General features: G+C 71.0%; 15 protein-coding genes. 6 read left to right on the top strand and 9 right to left on the bottom strand.

From position 1 onward, the window contains the following. Window positions 1–11: 11 nt before the first annotated feature. Window positions 12–2,660, bottom strand: a complete 2,649-nt coding sequence (locus ASE01_RS00350; RefSeq protein ID WP_056747654.1) for a hypothetical protein — start codon at window positions 2,658–2,660, stop codon at window positions 12–14. Between the two features lie 145 nt (window positions 2,661–2,805). Then, on the bottom strand, window positions 2,806–3,507 hold the full coding sequence (locus ASE01_RS23745) for a TetR/AcrR family transcriptional regulator (RefSeq protein ID WP_056747652.1): 702 nt from the start codon (window positions 3,505–3,507) through the stop codon (window positions 2,806–2,808). A 109-nt stretch (window positions 3,508–3,616) separates the two neighbouring features. Here ASE01_RS23745 and ASE01_RS24195 point away from each other — a divergent pair, with 109 nt between their 5' ends. Together ASE01_RS24195 and ASE01_RS00335 are read left to right on the top strand one after the other, a co-directional pair. Then, a complete protein-coding gene (locus tag ASE01_RS24195; protein WP_056747650.1) occupies window positions 3,617–4,108 on the top strand; it encodes a hypothetical protein in 492 nt (163 codons plus the stop codon). Between the two features lie 67 nt (window positions 4,109–4,175). Next, on the top strand, window positions 4,176–4,844 hold the full coding sequence (locus ASE01_RS00335) for an RsmD family RNA methyltransferase (protein WP_056747648.1): 669 nt from the start codon (window positions 4,176–4,178) through the stop codon (window positions 4,842–4,844). Here the strand turns inward: ASE01_RS00335 and ASE01_RS00330 are convergent. Next, window positions 4,828–5,403: a class I SAM-dependent methyltransferase gene (locus ASE01_RS00330; RefSeq protein WP_056748548.1), complete on the bottom strand. Its 576-nt coding sequence runs from the start codon at window positions 5,401–5,403 to the stop codon at window positions 4,828–4,830. The two genes, ASE01_RS00335 and ASE01_RS00330, sit on opposite strands and share 17 nt — an antisense overlap. A gap of 259 nt (window positions 5,404–5,662) precedes the next feature. Between ASE01_RS00330 and ASE01_RS00325 the strand changes: the two genes are divergently transcribed. Beyond that, window positions 5,663–6,127, top strand: a complete 465-nt coding sequence (locus ASE01_RS00325; protein ID WP_056747646.1) for a nuclear transport factor 2 family protein — start codon at window positions 5,663–5,665, stop codon at window positions 6,125–6,127. Window positions 6,128–6,136: 9 nt separating this feature from the next. Here ASE01_RS00325 and ASE01_RS00320 read toward each other — a convergent pair whose 3' ends face one another. From ASE01_RS00320 to ASE01_RS00310, 3 genes are read right to left on the bottom strand one after another with little or no spacing between them, the layout of a single operon-like run. Beyond that, window positions 6,137–6,916 carry an SDR family NAD(P)-dependent oxidoreductase gene (locus ASE01_RS00320; RefSeq protein WP_056747644.1) on the bottom strand — a complete coding sequence of 260 codons (780 nt, stop codon included), beginning with the start codon at window positions 6,914–6,916 and terminating at the stop codon, window positions 6,137–6,139. Beyond that, window positions 6,913–7,395, bottom strand: a complete 483-nt coding sequence (locus tag ASE01_RS00315) for a nuclear transport factor 2 family protein (protein WP_056747642.1) — start codon at window positions 7,393–7,395, stop codon at window positions 6,913–6,915. The genes ASE01_RS00320 and ASE01_RS00315 overlap by 4 nt, the downstream gene beginning before the upstream one ends. Next, window positions 7,392–8,246 (bottom strand): TIGR03619 family F420-dependent LLM class oxidoreductase, encoded by an 855-nt coding sequence (locus ASE01_RS00310; RefSeq protein WP_056747640.1) that lies wholly within the window; start codon window positions 8,244–8,246, stop codon window positions 7,392–7,394. Before ASE01_RS00310 ends, ASE01_RS00315 begins: the two co-directional genes overlap by 4 nt. 181 nt (window positions 8,247–8,427) lie before the next feature. Here ASE01_RS00310 and ASE01_RS00305 point away from each other — a divergent pair, with 181 nt between their 5' ends. Beyond that, a complete protein-coding gene (locus tag ASE01_RS00305) occupies window positions 8,428–9,276 on the top strand; it encodes an IclR family transcriptional regulator (RefSeq protein ID WP_082605674.1) in 849 nt (282 codons plus the stop codon). A 58-nt stretch (window positions 9,277–9,334) separates the two neighbouring features. Here ASE01_RS00305 and ASE01_RS00300 read toward each other — a convergent pair whose 3' ends face one another. From ASE01_RS00300 to ASE01_RS00290, 3 genes are read right to left on the bottom strand one after another with little or no spacing between them, the layout of a single operon-like run. Continuing rightward, window positions 9,335–10,126, bottom strand: a complete 792-nt coding sequence (locus ASE01_RS00300) for an SDR family NAD(P)-dependent oxidoreductase (RefSeq protein WP_056747638.1) — start codon at window positions 10,124–10,126, stop codon at window positions 9,335–9,337. A 1-nt stretch (window position 10,127) separates the two neighbouring features. Then, the gene (locus ASE01_RS00295; protein WP_200958704.1) at window positions 10,128–10,421 is read right to left on the bottom strand and encodes a hypothetical protein; all 294 of its coding nucleotides are present in this window, start codon (window positions 10,419–10,421) and stop codon (window positions 10,128–10,130) included. Between the two features lie 11 nt (window positions 10,422–10,432). Next, window positions 10,433–11,566: a Rieske 2Fe-2S domain-containing protein gene (locus ASE01_RS00290; protein ID WP_056747636.1), complete on the bottom strand. Its 1,134-nt coding sequence runs from the start codon at window positions 11,564–11,566 to the stop codon at window positions 10,433–10,435. 140 nt (window positions 11,567–11,706) lie between these two features. Here ASE01_RS00290 and ASE01_RS00285 point away from each other — a divergent pair, with 140 nt between their 5' ends. Then, complete coding sequence (locus tag ASE01_RS00285) at window positions 11,707–12,330, top strand: TetR family transcriptional regulator (RefSeq protein ID WP_056747634.1); 624 nt, start codon at window positions 11,707–11,709, stop codon at window positions 12,328–12,330. After that, entirely contained in the window at window positions 12,327–13,106 is a 780-nt protein-coding gene (locus ASE01_RS00280) for an SDR family oxidoreductase (RefSeq protein ID WP_056747632.1), read from the top strand. The genes ASE01_RS00285 and ASE01_RS00280 overlap by 4 nt, the downstream gene beginning before the upstream one ends. Window positions 13,107–13,205: the final 99 nt, after the last annotated feature.

Raw genomic sequence — 13,205 nt, 5'->3', positions numbered from 1 at the left:
TCGTCAGGCGGTCAGGGCGTCAGCAGCACCGAGAAGGTGATCGCGGCCGATCCGTCACTGTCGGCCGTGGCCGTCAGGCCGCCCTGCGGTCCGGGGAGGACCGGTCCGTTGCTGTCGGCGAGCACGCCGGAGACGCGACCGGACCCGGTTCCCGACGCGCCCGACCGCTCGGTGGCACCGGGTGGCAGGGACCAGGCGGTGGTCGCGTTGCTCTTGTCGGACCAGAAGCTGATCAGCCAGCTGGTGGTTCCGGACGCGCTGAGCGAGGGCGTCACGTGCTGGGTCGCCGTGGTCGTCTCCGTGGCCACCGCGGACACGGCGTCGATGCTCCCGTCGTCGCTGCGATAGGCCGCGACCGTGAGGACACTCTTCGCGAAGGCACTCGACGTCACGGCGACGGAGGAGCCGGGATCGGCGGCCGTCGCGGTACGGCGGTACAGCCGCCCCGTGGCCTTGCTGCCCGCGACAGCGGCCTGGACCTCGTCCCATCCGGCCGGCCCGGTGTAGGTCGGCGCCGTGGTGTTGGCGACGAAGTGGAGCAGGAGCTGGTCGCCCGGCTGGACCGAGGAAGGGATCTGGACGGCGTGGGTCGTGCGGTTGCCGGCGGTCGTCGCCGCGCCGACGAAGGTGGCGACGGCGGGATCCGGGTCCGGAGGGGCGATCGGCGGCCCCTGGTACGGGAACAGCACCCGGGACGACCAGCCGCCGCCTGCCCCGGTGACGGCCGTGGCGGTCGAGGCGACGGCGCCGTGGGTGCCCCAGTCGGCCCGGCGGAGGACCCCGTCGAGGGAGCCGAAGTAGAACCCGCTGTCGACGAGGAAGGCGCCCCGCATCGACAGGTAGTTCACTCCGGTGACCGACGGCACCGAGAACCGCTGCTGCCCGACCACCCCCGACTCGGGGGAGAAGGCGCGCCGGAACAGCTGGCTGGAGAGCGACGTCGTGAAGTAGAGCCACCCGGCGTCGTAGAACATGCTCGTGACGCGGGGGAGGTCCGTGTTGTGCCAGTCGGTCTGGGCGGCGAGCTGGTCGGCGGCGTTCACCGTCACTGCGGAGCCGTAGGTCGTCCCGTCGAACGAGCGGCGCGTGAACGTCCCGTTGGAGTACGCCGTGTAGAGGTCGCCGTTGATCATGAAGGCTCCGACTGCCGACCCCCAGCCGGTGCCGTTGGGTGCATCGGACGATGCGGTCACCTGGGTGCCGTCGAAGCTGCGCCGCAGCAGCTGGGACTGCCCGCTGTTGACCCGGAAGATCTCGGCCGGGAGGTGGGGTGCCTGACGCGGCGGCAGGACGTCGCCGGTCGCCAGGGGGAGGAAGGCGACGCGGCGGTGGGTCTCGCCGGCGAACACGTCGGTGTCCGAGCCGACGAACAACCCTTCGGGGGTGGCGATCATGTCGCGGACCCCGGCACCGAGCGTCCTGGTCGGGTTCCACGAGTAGGGCATCCCGTTGACGGTGTCCAGGGCGGCGATCCCCGGCCGCGACACCGCACCCTGTCCCGCGGCGTCACCACGCCCGGGGTTGTTCTGCCAGCGCTGGTGACCCCCGGCGTAGACGACGTCCTGGGTCACCTCGATGGTCCACGTGGTGTCCCCGCCGGTGTAGGCCGTCCACGTCGGGCTGACCGTTCCCGTCGCGCCTGATTCGAAGCGGGCGACGACGTCGCACCCGCTGGTCCCGTTCATGCTGGCCGCGAGACCGCCATAGGCGCCTGTCGTCGAGACGACGAAGAAGGAGCCGTCCGGCGAGAACTGCGCGTCGGTCATGTAGGTCTCGAAGACGGGGTTGCAGGCCGACTCGAACAACGGTGCCCGGTAGTCGGCGACGGTCGCGTTGGTCCCCGAGATGTCCAGCACCGCGAGCTGGTGGCGAGGCAGGCCGTCCAGGGTGTCGAAGTTGCCGACGGCGACGAGCTGGTCGTTGTCGGGGCTGGTGGTGATCTCCTGCACGTTGGTCACCGAGCCGGCGCGGTGCGCTCCCGCCAGTACCCGGTCGTAGAACCCGTCGCGCCCACCGGTCGTCGCGTTGATCGTGGCGAGGGCCCGGCGGGCCTGTCCCTGGACGTGGGTGAACTTCCCGGCGATCCACAGGTGGTTGCCGACCACACTGAGGTCGCGGACCGTGCCGTTGAGGGTGCCCGCCTGGAACTGCGTGATCCGGGTGCCGGTCGCGGTGTCGACCCGGTACAGCTTGCTCACCGCGACCGTCGAGCCGCCGGAGCGCACCGAGCCGAAGGCCCCGCCGACGTACGCCGACGTACCGTCCGTGGCTGCTTCGATCGTGAAGACCGTGCCGTCCGGATCCGGTGCGAAGGTCGTGCTCACCTGGCCGGTCGTGGCGTCGAAGGCGAACAGGTTGCGGCGGGGGATGTCCGTCGAGGTGCCGGCGTTGCGCACCCGCGTGAAGGTGCCGCCGACGAGGACCAGGTTGCCGACGCGCACCATCGCCTCGACATCGCCCTCCATGATGTGGGGAGTGAAGGACGCCGGGTCGTCGTCGACGATGCGGCCCGGCTGTGCCGCTGAGTGACCGGTGTCGGCCACCGCGACGGTGGCCGCCGTGACCACCGGGGTGCTCGCTGCCGGCATGCCGGCGATGCAGAGGGCGACCGAGATGGCAGTGACGGCCAGCGTGGGGCCGAGGTTCGTGAACACGGACATCACCGGATTCCTGATGAAGGGCTGGATGGCCCCTCCATCTCACGCCGACTCGGGCCGAATCGGACCCCCAAAATGGGTGAACTGGGGAGTCGTGGCCATCAGGGAGCTCGACGAACCAGCCCGAGCCCGAGCTGGGCGGGTGCTGCTAGGAGGCGCCCGTCCTCCGCGCATCGAGCAACCGCTTCGTCTCGCCGTCGACAGGAGCGGTGAGGAGCCCGGCCACCAGGTCGACCAGCTCGGCGGAGAACAGCTCGAGGTCCGCGGTCGCGCCGGTGCGTGCGGTCCGGCCGATCTCGACGTGAGCGAAGCGGATCACCGCGAAACGCCGGTGCAGCGGGGGACCCACGGACTCCGGCGGCATGAACCGGGCCGCCAGCGTGGCCCACCGCTCCATGGACGAGAGGTGGTCGTGCAGGAGCGGGCCCGCCGGCGAGGTCGCGCTGATCGATCTCCGTGCGCCGTGCATCAGCTCTGCCGCGATCTGGAGGAAGGCGGCACCGCTGCCGCCCGCGTCGTCGTGGTGCAGCGAGGCGATCAGCGGTGTCACCAGGATCCGGGAGCAGTCACGAAGGGTGCAGTCGTCACGGTTCTCGAGGAGCTCGAGGAGAGCGGCGCGGCGTTCGGCGACGACGCTCACGTGCTTGCGGAGCACGGCGGCAACCAGACCGAGACGATCGCCGAAGTGGTACTGCAGCGCAGTGGAGTTGCGTTGCTCGGCCTCCCGGGTGATCTCGCGCAGGGACACGCCCTCGATGCCGCGTGCCGCGAAGAGGCGCTCGGCCGCGCTGATCAGCTGACCTGGGCCGTCGCCACGCTCGCCCCGGGGGGCCGCAGGGACGGACGCCATGTGCCGAGCATAGTTCGACGGACGTGCCGCAAGGCGATCGCAACCAGACCGCAAGCGCGGGCCCCGAGGCTTCTTCCCGACCACTCGACGAGAAGCAGAGGAACGACCCGTGACCCCCCAGACCCCCCGCCGGCTGCTGCTGGCGAGCATCACCCTCCTGGTGGCCGGAGGCCTCGCCGCGTGTGGCGGGACCGACGAGCCGGAGGCGTCGTCACCGGCCGGTGCCGACGACGTCATCGCCGACCTCCAGGACGAGGCCGGAGTGCCCGAGGAGTGCCGTGACGCGTTCCCGGCCGCCATCGGATCTCCCGACCTGTCGAGGATCCTGCTCGAGCCCGAGGGCTGGCCCGAGCCGCCGGTCGAGGCGACCCTGTGCCAGACCTCGACCACCCTGGACGACACGATCGAGATCGCGAGCTTTGCGACGGAGGAGCCGCCGGCCGAGGTCCTCGACGCCTACGAAGCAGCCCTCGAGGGGACGTTCGAGACGACCCGTGACGAGAACGGCCTCGGCGAGCTCATCAGCGGAGCCACCGACAGCGGCGGATTCGAGGTCGCGGCCGTCGACGGTTCGTTCACGCTGACCTTCAGCCAAGGCTGAGGAAGACCGCTTCGTCCGGTGCCTCCGGCGACCGGCTGACACCTGACGGAGCGGGTATCTCCTCGCCATGCACAGCGAGACCTCACCGGCTCCCGCGGTGGCGACGATCCGGTTCGGCTCGTTGACGATCGCGTACGACGACCGCGTCCTCCTGCCCCGTCCCTGGACCCTCCTGCAGTCGGAGTGGGCGCGCGAGCTGTTGGCCTCGGCACCCGCAGGTCCGGTGCTGGAGCTGTGCAGCGGCGCCGGCCACATCGGGCTGGCCGCCGTCGTGGGCACGGGTCGCCGACTCGTCTGCGTCGACCGGGACCCGGTCGCCTGCGCCTTCGCGGAGCACAACGCCCGGGCCGCCGGACTGCAGGACCTGGTCGAGGTGCGGGCGATGGATCTCGACCAGGTCGGGACCGACGGCGCCGTCGACGAGACCTACCCTCTGGTCATCGCGGACCCGCCGTGGGTCCCGAGCGGCCAGGTCGGTCGTCACCCGGAGGACCCGCTCGGGGCGATCGACGGTGGTCCCGACGGCCTGGAGCTCGCCCGCCAGTGTCTGCGTGTCCTGGAGCGGTGCCTGGCACCGGGTGGCGACGCGTTGGTCCAGCTCGGCTCGGTCGAGCAGGCCGTGGCGCTGGCCGGCGAGCTGACCGGGTCCCTGCGCATCGCGGAGACCCGCACCCGTCCGGACGGCGTCGTCGTCCGCGTCAGGTGCCACCGCACGACGATCAGCGAGTCGCAGTGAACCGGTAGGCGCCAGCGATCCCGAGCGGCTTCACCGCGACGTCGCGGAGACCGAGCCGGGTGAGCTCGGCGACGAGGTCCTCGGCGGAGATCATCCGCACGGTCGATCGGGTGAGGCGGTGGATCAGCCGGCTGCGGCGGGAGTCCGGGAGGTCGTAGCCCACCAGCCGTCCGCCCGGGCGCAGGACGCGGACGGCGTCGGCGAGCACCCGCTCCCAGGTGATCGTGTGGTGCAGCATCAGCCAGCTGCAGACGGTGTCGAAGGTGCCGTCGGCGAAGGGCAGCCCGGACGCGTCGACCACCTGTGCCTCGGCCCGGTCGGTGAAGCCGGCGAGCTGGCGGCGGGCGAGCTCGACCATGGCCGGGTCGACGTCGGTGGCGACGTACCTCGTGATGCCGGGGCGCGCCCGCAGCACCTCGGCCGCCATCGCGCCGCTGCCACAGCCGATCTCGAGCACCTCGTGCCCCTCGGCGTCGGACAGGACGCGGGGCACGACGAAGCGTCGCGCGAACGAACGCCACAGGGCTGTACGACAGAAGACCGATTCGAGGTCAGACATGGTGGCCACGTCCGAACCGTAGCGGGGCGCGTTCGGCGAATCCGTCGCCGTACCGGACCCCGCGTGGCACGCTGGCGCGATGAGCAGTGCTCCCACTCTCGAAGGAGGCCGACCGACCGTGGCGGGTGCCGGTCGGGAACCCCTGGGCACCACCACGCTGCTCGCCTTCTGGATGGTCGATGACCTGAGTTGATGCCGCAGTCCCGGACAGCGGCACGACCTCCGCGACGCAGGGCTGCGCCGACCTAGCCTCGCGGCCATGACGTACGACGACATCGCGGCCATCACCCGACTCAAGTACCGCTACCTCCGCTGCCTGGACACCAAGCAGTGGGAGGACTTCGCCTCCTGCTTCGCGCCGGACGCGACGGCCGACTACAACGGCCTGGCCTTCGAGGAGCCCGTCGCCCTGGTCGACTACATGCGCGCCAACATGGGCGAGGGCGTGCTGACGATGCACCAGGCACACCACCCGGAGATCGACGTCGACCTCGACGATCCCGACCGCGCCACGGCGACCTGGTACCTCCATGACAAGGTGATCGTCGACGCCTTCCGGTTCGCCCTCGAGGGTGGGGCCATCTACTCCGACCGCTACGTGCGCACCGACGACGAGTGGCGCATCCAGCACACCGGCTACCGACGCACCTTCGAGCTCACCTGGAACCTCGACGAGCCGGGCGGGATCAAGGTGCACGGACCTGAGGTGCGCTCGCGCTTCTGACGGGGGTGGTCAGTCCGGGAGCTCCGGAGCCCAGGCCACCCCGTTGATGTGGGCGCCTCCGTCGGCGTACAACGTGTTACCGGTCAGGTACCGACAGTCCTCGGAGGCGAGGAAGACCGCGACGGGGGCGATGTCGGTCAGCGGGTCGCCGAGCCGTCCCATCGGGTTGGCGGCGTCGGCGGTCGCCGCGATCTCCGGGTGGGTGGCGGTGATCCGGCGGAAGGCTGCGCTGCGCGCACCGGGACAGATGGCGTTGACGACCACGCCGGTCGGCGCCCATTCGCGGGCCGCCGTGCGCGTCATCGTGCGCAGCGCCTCCTTGGCGGCGTTGTACTCCAGTGTCCCGACGTGGGCGTTGACCCCGTTGAGGCTGCACATGTTGATCACGCGGCCCCAGCCGGCGGCCGACATGTGCGGGAAGGCCGCGCGCATCGCCCAGAACGGGCCGTAGAAGCCCATCGCCAGGCCGCGCTCGATCATCGCGTCGGTCTTGTTCTCGACCCGGCCGACGTTGCCGGAGCCCCACGCGTTGTTGACGAGGACGTCGATGCCGCCGAGGTCCTCGACAGCAGTACGCACCATCGTCTCGACCTGGGTGCGGTCGGTGACGTCGACGGACAGGAAGCTGCCGCCGATCTCCTCGGCCACCGCTCGCCCCTGCTCGACGTCGACGTCCGCGACGAGGACCGTGGCTCCCTCGGCGGCGAAGGCACGTGCCACCCCGGCTCCGATGCCGTCAGCGCCGCCGGTGACGACGGCCACGCGCCCGGCGAGCCGGCCGGTGCTCATGCGCTGCCGAGCCGGGCGAGCAGGGCGTGCGTCTCGGGGCTGCCGTCGAGGCCGCGGGTCGTACGACGGGTGGTGCGCCAGCCGTCGGGGGTGCGGACGAGCTCGAAGTGGTTGGCGCCGATCCGGGCCGGTAGGACCCGGCCGTTGTGACGCACGAGCAGCACGGACTCGCACACGGCGACGGCGCGATCGCCGTCGACGGTGACGTGGGCCGGGCCGAGGAAGTGACTGCAACCGGTGCCGATCAGGCCCTGGTGCGCGTCGGAGCGGACCATCGCCGCGACGTCGGCGCGGCTGGCCATGTGGAACTCCTCCACGTCGTACACGCCGTCCTCGGTCCAGAGGTCCGCGACCCGGTCGGCCTCGCCCGCATCGACGAGGGGGCCGTAGGACGCGACCAGCTGGGCGATGGCGTGCTCGTCCTCGAGGCGCGCGAGTCGGGCCTCCAGTGCTGCGATCCGGTTCGCGGTGTCGCTCATCGTTCCTCCTCCAGGGCAGCCAGGGCCTCGAGCTGCTCGACGTAGTGGGTGGCCGACTCGGCATGCACGTGCACGTTGACGACACTCGCGCCGGCCGCGCGGGTGCGGGCGACGGCGCGACGGGTCCGGTCGGGATCGCCGAGGGGGTCGACCGGCCGCCCGGCGCCGAGGATGACCTCGAAGCCCTCGGGCAGCGGCGCCTCGTCGAGCATCGCCCGGAGCCGGTCGTGGGGGAGCCCGAACGGCACCCACCCGTCACCGTGCTCGCGAGCCCGACGCAGGCTGCGGGGCGTGTAGCCGCCGATCCAGAACGGCACCCGGTCCTGGACGGCATGGGGTTCGACGACCAGGCCCTCGAACGAGAAGTGCGGGCCGTCGTACGACGGCAGCCGCTCGCCGAGGCTCGCGCGGAGCGCTGCGAGGGCGTCGTCGGCGACGGCGCCCCGACCGGCGTACTGCGCGCCGAGGAGGTCGAACTCCTCCTCGATCGAGCCGACGCCGAGGCCGAGAACCAGGCGACCGCCACTGATCAGGTCGAGTGTCCCGAAGCGCTTCGCGATCTCCAGGGGGTGGTGGTAGCCGAGCACGAGGACCTGGGTGACCAGGCGGATCCGGGTGGTGCGGGCGGCGAGGTAGCTGAGGGTGGCGAGCGGGTCCCAGTACGTCCCGCCGCGCTGCTCGGCGATCTCGACGGGTACGGCGACGTGCTCGGAGCAGGTGAGGTGGTCGAAGCCGAGCCGGTCCGCCGTCTCGGCGATCCGGACCAGGTCCTCGATGCCTGCGGACCGCTCCCATGCGCCGAAGTGGCCGGGCAGGGCGGTGACGATCGGGCTGGTGATGCCGATGCGCAAGGGGTGCTCCTCGAGGTGGCGTGCCGGGGTCCCATCCAAGCGGTCGCGAGGTGGTCGGGGGAGGGTTCGGTCCCGATCAGCGGAAGTAGAATGAATTTCAGAAATGGTCTTCCCGGGCGTCGATCCCGGTGTTACGGTCGTCACCAGAATTCATTTCAGTTCTGGGTCCGAGGGAGGAACCATGTCGGCGCTCACGATGGAGCAGGCAGACGTCGCGACAGGCGTTGCAGCAGATGGTGCGCAGGGCGAGTCCCAGCGCAACCTGCCGCCTTCGATGGTCGAGCGGATGACGCTCATCCTCGATCTCTTCGCCAGCCGCGAGACGTGGCTGACGCTCGAGGAGATCGCCCGGACCACGCAGCTGCCGCGCTCCACCGCGCACCGGATCCTGGACCAGCTGGTCCGGCTGACCTGGCTGGACCACTCCGTGAGCGGCTACGGCCTGGGCCGTCGCTCGCTCGACCTCGGCGGCGGGGCCGACGACCACGCGGACCTGCGCTCCGCGGCGTCCCCCTACCTCCACGACCTGCTGCTCCGCACCGGCGCCGTGGTGCACCTCGGCGTCCTCGACGGCAGCCGGGTCCGCTACCTCGACAAGCTCGGTGGCCGGTTCGCCACCTCCGTGCCCTCCCGGGTCGGGGGCTCGGCGCCGGCCCACTGCACCGGGCTCGGCAAGGCCCTGCTCGCCTGGCTCGAGCCCGAGCACGTCGACGAGCTGGTCGGCGACCAGCTGCCGTCGCGCACGCCCGCGACCATCTCCGAGCTCGACGTCCTGCACGGCGAGCTCGCCCGGATCCGGATGCGCAGCGGCCTGGCCCTCGAACGCGGCGAGTGCTTCCCCGAGATCGCCTGCGTGGCGGCTGCCGTCCGTGGACCGCGCGGTCCCGTGGGTGCGATCTCCATCGTGGCCGCGGCAGGTACGGCGCTCGAGCGGGTCGCCCCGCTGGTGGTCGACGCGACCCGGCGCATCTCCGAGGACCTGTTCCCCGAGGCCGACGTCCGGAACCGGCGGCTGCACGTCGTCGACTGAGGGTCGACTGAGGGGCGGTGGCGGGTGCTCGTCACACCTCGACCATCGGGCGGATCGCTCAGGCGTGCGGCACCAGCGCGCGCATGACCTTCTCGGTGCCGGCGACCAGGCGGGCCCGGTCCGTGCTGCAGCGCATCTCGATCAGCCGCTCGTTGCCACTGATCACGTGCACCGGTCCGTCAGGAAGTGCGGCCAGGCCCTCGCGGGCGACGTCGGCGGGCTCGGAGACGTGCATGCCGGGGACGTCGAAGTTGAGGCCGGCCCGCTCCATCGCGGGGGTGCGAGTCACGCCGAGCACGAGCTCGAGGACGTGCACGTCGTACTCCCGCAGCTCCGCCCACAGGCCCTCGGCGAAGATCCGGCCGAAGGCCTTCACGCCGCCGTAGATGCCCTCGGTCGAGGTGCCGACGTAGCCGGCGAGCGAGCCGACCAGCAGGATCCCGCCGCGGCCTCGCGCCTTCATCGGTCCCGCGTAGTGGTGGGTCAACCCCAGCATGGCGGTGATGTTGAGGTCGATGACGCTCTGGAAGCCGGGCAGCTCGCCGTCGGTGAACCGGCGGCCGTAGCTGTTGGCGCCGGCGTTGTAGACCAGCAGCCCGACCTCGACATCGGCGGTGGCGGTGGTGATCGACGCGATCGCGGCCGGGTCGGTGAGATCGGCTGCCACGGTCCGCACCTCGACACCGAGCGCGCGGACGGTCGCCGCGGTCTCCTCGAGCGGTCCGGGCTTGCGGGCCACCAGGACCAGGTTGATCCCGGCGCCGGCCAGCTCACGGGCGAACTCGGCGCCGACGCCCTCGGAACCGCCGGCGATGACGGCCCACGGGCCGTAGGGGGTCAGGTCGTTCACGTCAGTGTGCCTCCGGGTTCGTCTTGAGGGGTTCGTCGTCGGTCACGGTGAGGGTGCCTCGTACTGCGGCTTCCCGGACCGAGGCGCGCAGGGCGGAGCAACCGGCGAACGCAGTGCGGTTGGGGCGGTTGCGGCGCTCCGACGGTTCGATCGGGGTCCGGCGTTCCTCGCACCGCTCCAGCGCCGCGGCCGTCCACTGCACGGTCGACTGGTCCCAGCTGCTCTTGCGCGCCTCCACCTGCGCCCCGCACGCCCCGCACTCGACGGGCTGCATCGGCGCGGTCTCGAGACGCACGTCGGGCCGGCTCACGACTGCCGGGCCGCCAGGTTCTTCTCGACCTCTGCGCGCCAGGCCTCGTTGGGCCGGGTGGTGTCGATCTCGAACTCGAAGCGGTCGGTCATCTCGGGCGTCACCTCGGCCGCGTCGACGTAGAACTGCTGGTACCACCGGCGCAGCTGGTAGACGGGGCCGTCCTCCTCGCACAGAAGGGGGTTGTCGATGCGGGCCTTGCTCTTCCAGATCGCGACGTCCTGCTCGAAGCCGTACTTGATGAACTTGCCGGTCTTCGCGGCCATCAGCTCGGCGTCCTCGTCGGAGATGCCGTCCTTCTTCTCCACGATGATCCCGTACTGCAGAACGAAGGAGTTCTCGTCGATCGGGTAGTGGCAGTTGATCAGGATCGTGTCCACGTCGAGGTCCTCGTAGTGGTAGGTCACCTCGTCGATCATGAAGCTCGGGCCGTGGTACGCCGCGACGCTGGTGGTGCCGAGGACCGTCGGGTTGTTCTTCGACGGCGTCGGGGGACGTACGTCGTCGCGGCCGTCGCCGTTCATGTACTGGTGGGCGGTGGTGCCCTCGAAGACGTTCTTGAAGTACGTCGGGAACGAGTAGTGGATGTAGAAGAAGTGCGCCATGTCCACGACGTTGTCGACGATCTCGCGGCAGTTGGCGCCCTCGATGACCGTCTCGTACCAGATCCAGTCGGTCCAGCGGTCGTCCTCGACCTGCGGGATGCGGGGGATCGTGACGTCGGCCGGAGGCGGGTTGCCCTCGGGGTCGTTCCAGACGAAGAGCATGCCGTCCTGCACCAGCGTCGGCCACGACGCCGTACGCGCGCGCAGCGGAACCCGCCGTGCATAGGGGATCTGCTTGCAGCGGCCGTCGCCTCCCCACCGCCAGTCGTGGAAGGGGCAGGCGATCTCGTTGCCCTTGACCTGACCCTGGGAGAGATCGCCACCCATGTGGCGGCAGTAGGCGTCGAGCACGCTGATGGTGCCGTCCTCGCCGGCGAACACGACGAGCTTCTGCCCGAACGCGTTGACCTGGTGCGGGGTGCCGTCGGCGAGATCGCTGGCGAGGCCGAGGCAGTGCCAGCCGCGGGCGAACCGTCGCGGGCCTGCGTCCACCTCGATGTGCCGGATGTCGTCGTTGCGCGTCATGGTTCCGAGTCTGTGACGGCAGGCGCGGTCACGGCCGGACAGGTCCCACTGAGCGGTAGCCTGCAGGGACCTCGAGGTGCACCCGGCACAGGATGGTCACCGGTCCGGCACTCGGGCCCACGACCACACCAGGAGCACGCGTGCCGAGAATCGCCGAGGCCAGGCAGCCCGCCGAGCCCACGTCGGCCGATCAGAAGGACCGCTACCAGCGGATCCTCAAGGCCGCCAGCAAGCTCGGCGCCGAGCACGGGCTCGAGCGGATGCAGATGAACGACGTGGCCAAGGAGGCCGGCGTCGCGATCGCCACCCTCTACCGCTACTTCCCGTCCAAGACGGACCTCTTCGTCGGCGTCCTGCACAGCCAGATCCAGCGGCTCGGCGAGACGCCCGCCGTGGTGTCGACCGGTACTCATGCCGACGCGGTCGCCGACATCCTCATCGCCGCCGGCCACCGGATGCTCGTGCGTCCCCAGCTGGCCACCGCGATGCTGCAGGCCAACAACGCTGCCCAGCTGAAGGGCGGCCGTGAGTACACCGAGGCCAATGCCGCCTTCCACCGGGTGCTGCTCGACGCCCTCGGTGTCGGCGTCGGCGCTGCCGAGGACCAGGACTTCCGGATGGTCCGGATCGTCGAGCAGACCTGGTACGGCGTACTGGTGTCCGTGCTCAACGGCGTGATCACCATGGAACAGGCCGACGAGGACGTGCGGCTCGCGGCCCTCCTGCTCCTCGGACCGCGCTACGACCAGGGGGACCGCGCATGAGCCGCACCGTCGTCGTCACCGGCGAGGCCTCGGGCATCGGCTCGGCCACCGCCGCGCTGCTCCGCGAGCGTGGCGACCGGGTGATCGGCGTGGACCTGTCCGACGTCGAGGTGTGCGCCGACCTGTCGACCCCCGCCGGTCGCGCCGCTGCCGTGGAGGGCATCGCCGCGCTCCTGGGTGAGGAGCCGCTCGACGGCCTGGTCACCTGCGCCGGCCTGAGCCGCGCCGGTGCGCCCCAGGTCAGCGTCAACTACTTCGGCACCGTCGACCTCGTCGCCGGCCTCCAGCCCCACCTGGCCCGTTCCACCGCCCCGCGGGTCGCCCTGGTCAGCTCGATCTCCTCCACCCAGCCCAGCGACGCTGCGCTCGTCGAGGCCTGCCTGGCCGGCACCGAGCCCGACGCCCTCCTCCTCGCCGAGGCCGCCGTCGCAGAGGGTCGCCCGCACGAGATCTACGCCTCCACGAAGACCGCGCTGAACCGCTGGCTGCGCCGGGCGGCGGTCTCCCCAGAGTTCGCCGGAGCAGGCATCGCGGTCAACGCGATCGCGCCCGGCGTCGTACTCACCCCGATGACGGCGGAGCTCGTCTCCAACCCGCAGTGGAAATCGGTCATGGACGCCGCCGTCCCGATGCCGCTCAACGGCTACGCCCCGCCTGAGGTGATCGGGCACGCGCTGTTGTGGCTCCTCGCGCCCGAGAACAGTCACATGGCCGGCCAGGTCGTGTTTGTCGATGGTGGGGCTGAAGTGGTGACCTGTGGCAGTTTCACCGCCTAAGCGGTGAAACTGCCTCTGGGCGCATGAAACTCCGTGTGCCCAGAGGCAGTTCTGTGTGCCCAGTTCGGCAGTTTCACCGCCTAAGCGGTGAAACTGCCG

Source organism: Nocardioides sp. Root190 (genome assembly GCF_001428565.1).
In the GTDB taxonomy this organism is placed as follows: domain Bacteria; phylum Actinomycetota; class Actinomycetes; order Propionibacteriales; family Nocardioidaceae; genus Nocardioides.
Note: the sequence above shows the minus strand (reverse complement) of the source record. Positions and strands in the feature narration are given on the sequence as shown.

Excerpts from the sequence above, each read along its gene's own strand:
- ASE01_RS00290 (WP_056747636.1), bottom strand. The coding sequence starts at position 11,566 with ATGACGCGCAACGACGACATCCGGCACATCGAGGTGGACGCAGGCCCG.
- ASE01_RS00325 (WP_056747646.1), top strand. The coding sequence starts at position 5,663 with ATGACGTACGACGACATCGCGGCCATCACCCGACTCAAGTACCGCTAC.
- ASE01_RS00330 (WP_056748548.1), bottom strand. The coding sequence starts at position 5,403 with ATGTCTGACCTCGAATCGGTCTTCTGTCGTACAGCCCTGTGGCGTTCG.
- ASE01_RS00350 (WP_056747654.1), bottom strand. The coding sequence starts at position 2,660 with ATGTCCGTGTTCACGAACCTCGGCCCCACGCTGGCCGTCACTGCCATC.
- ASE01_RS00335 (WP_056747648.1), top strand. The coding sequence starts at position 4,176 with ATGCACAGCGAGACCTCACCGGCTCCCGCGGTGGCGACGATCCGGTTC.
- ASE01_RS00280 (WP_056747632.1), top strand. The coding sequence starts at position 12,327 with ATGAGCCGCACCGTCGTCGTCACCGGCGAGGCCTCGGGCATCGGCTCG.
- ASE01_RS00305 (WP_082605674.1), top strand. The coding sequence starts at position 8,428 with ATGTCGGCGCTCACGATGGAGCAGGCAGACGTCGCGACAGGCGTTGCA.
- ASE01_RS00315 (WP_056747642.1), bottom strand. The coding sequence starts at position 7,395 with ATGAGCGACACCGCGAACCGGATCGCAGCACTGGAGGCCCGACTCGCG.
- ASE01_RS00320 (WP_056747644.1), bottom strand. The coding sequence starts at position 6,916 with ATGAGCACCGGCCGGCTCGCCGGGCGCGTGGCCGTCGTCACCGGCGGC.
- ASE01_RS23745 (WP_056747652.1), bottom strand. The coding sequence starts at position 3,507 with ATGGCGTCCGTCCCTGCGGCCCCCCGGGGCGAGCGTGGCGACGGCCCA.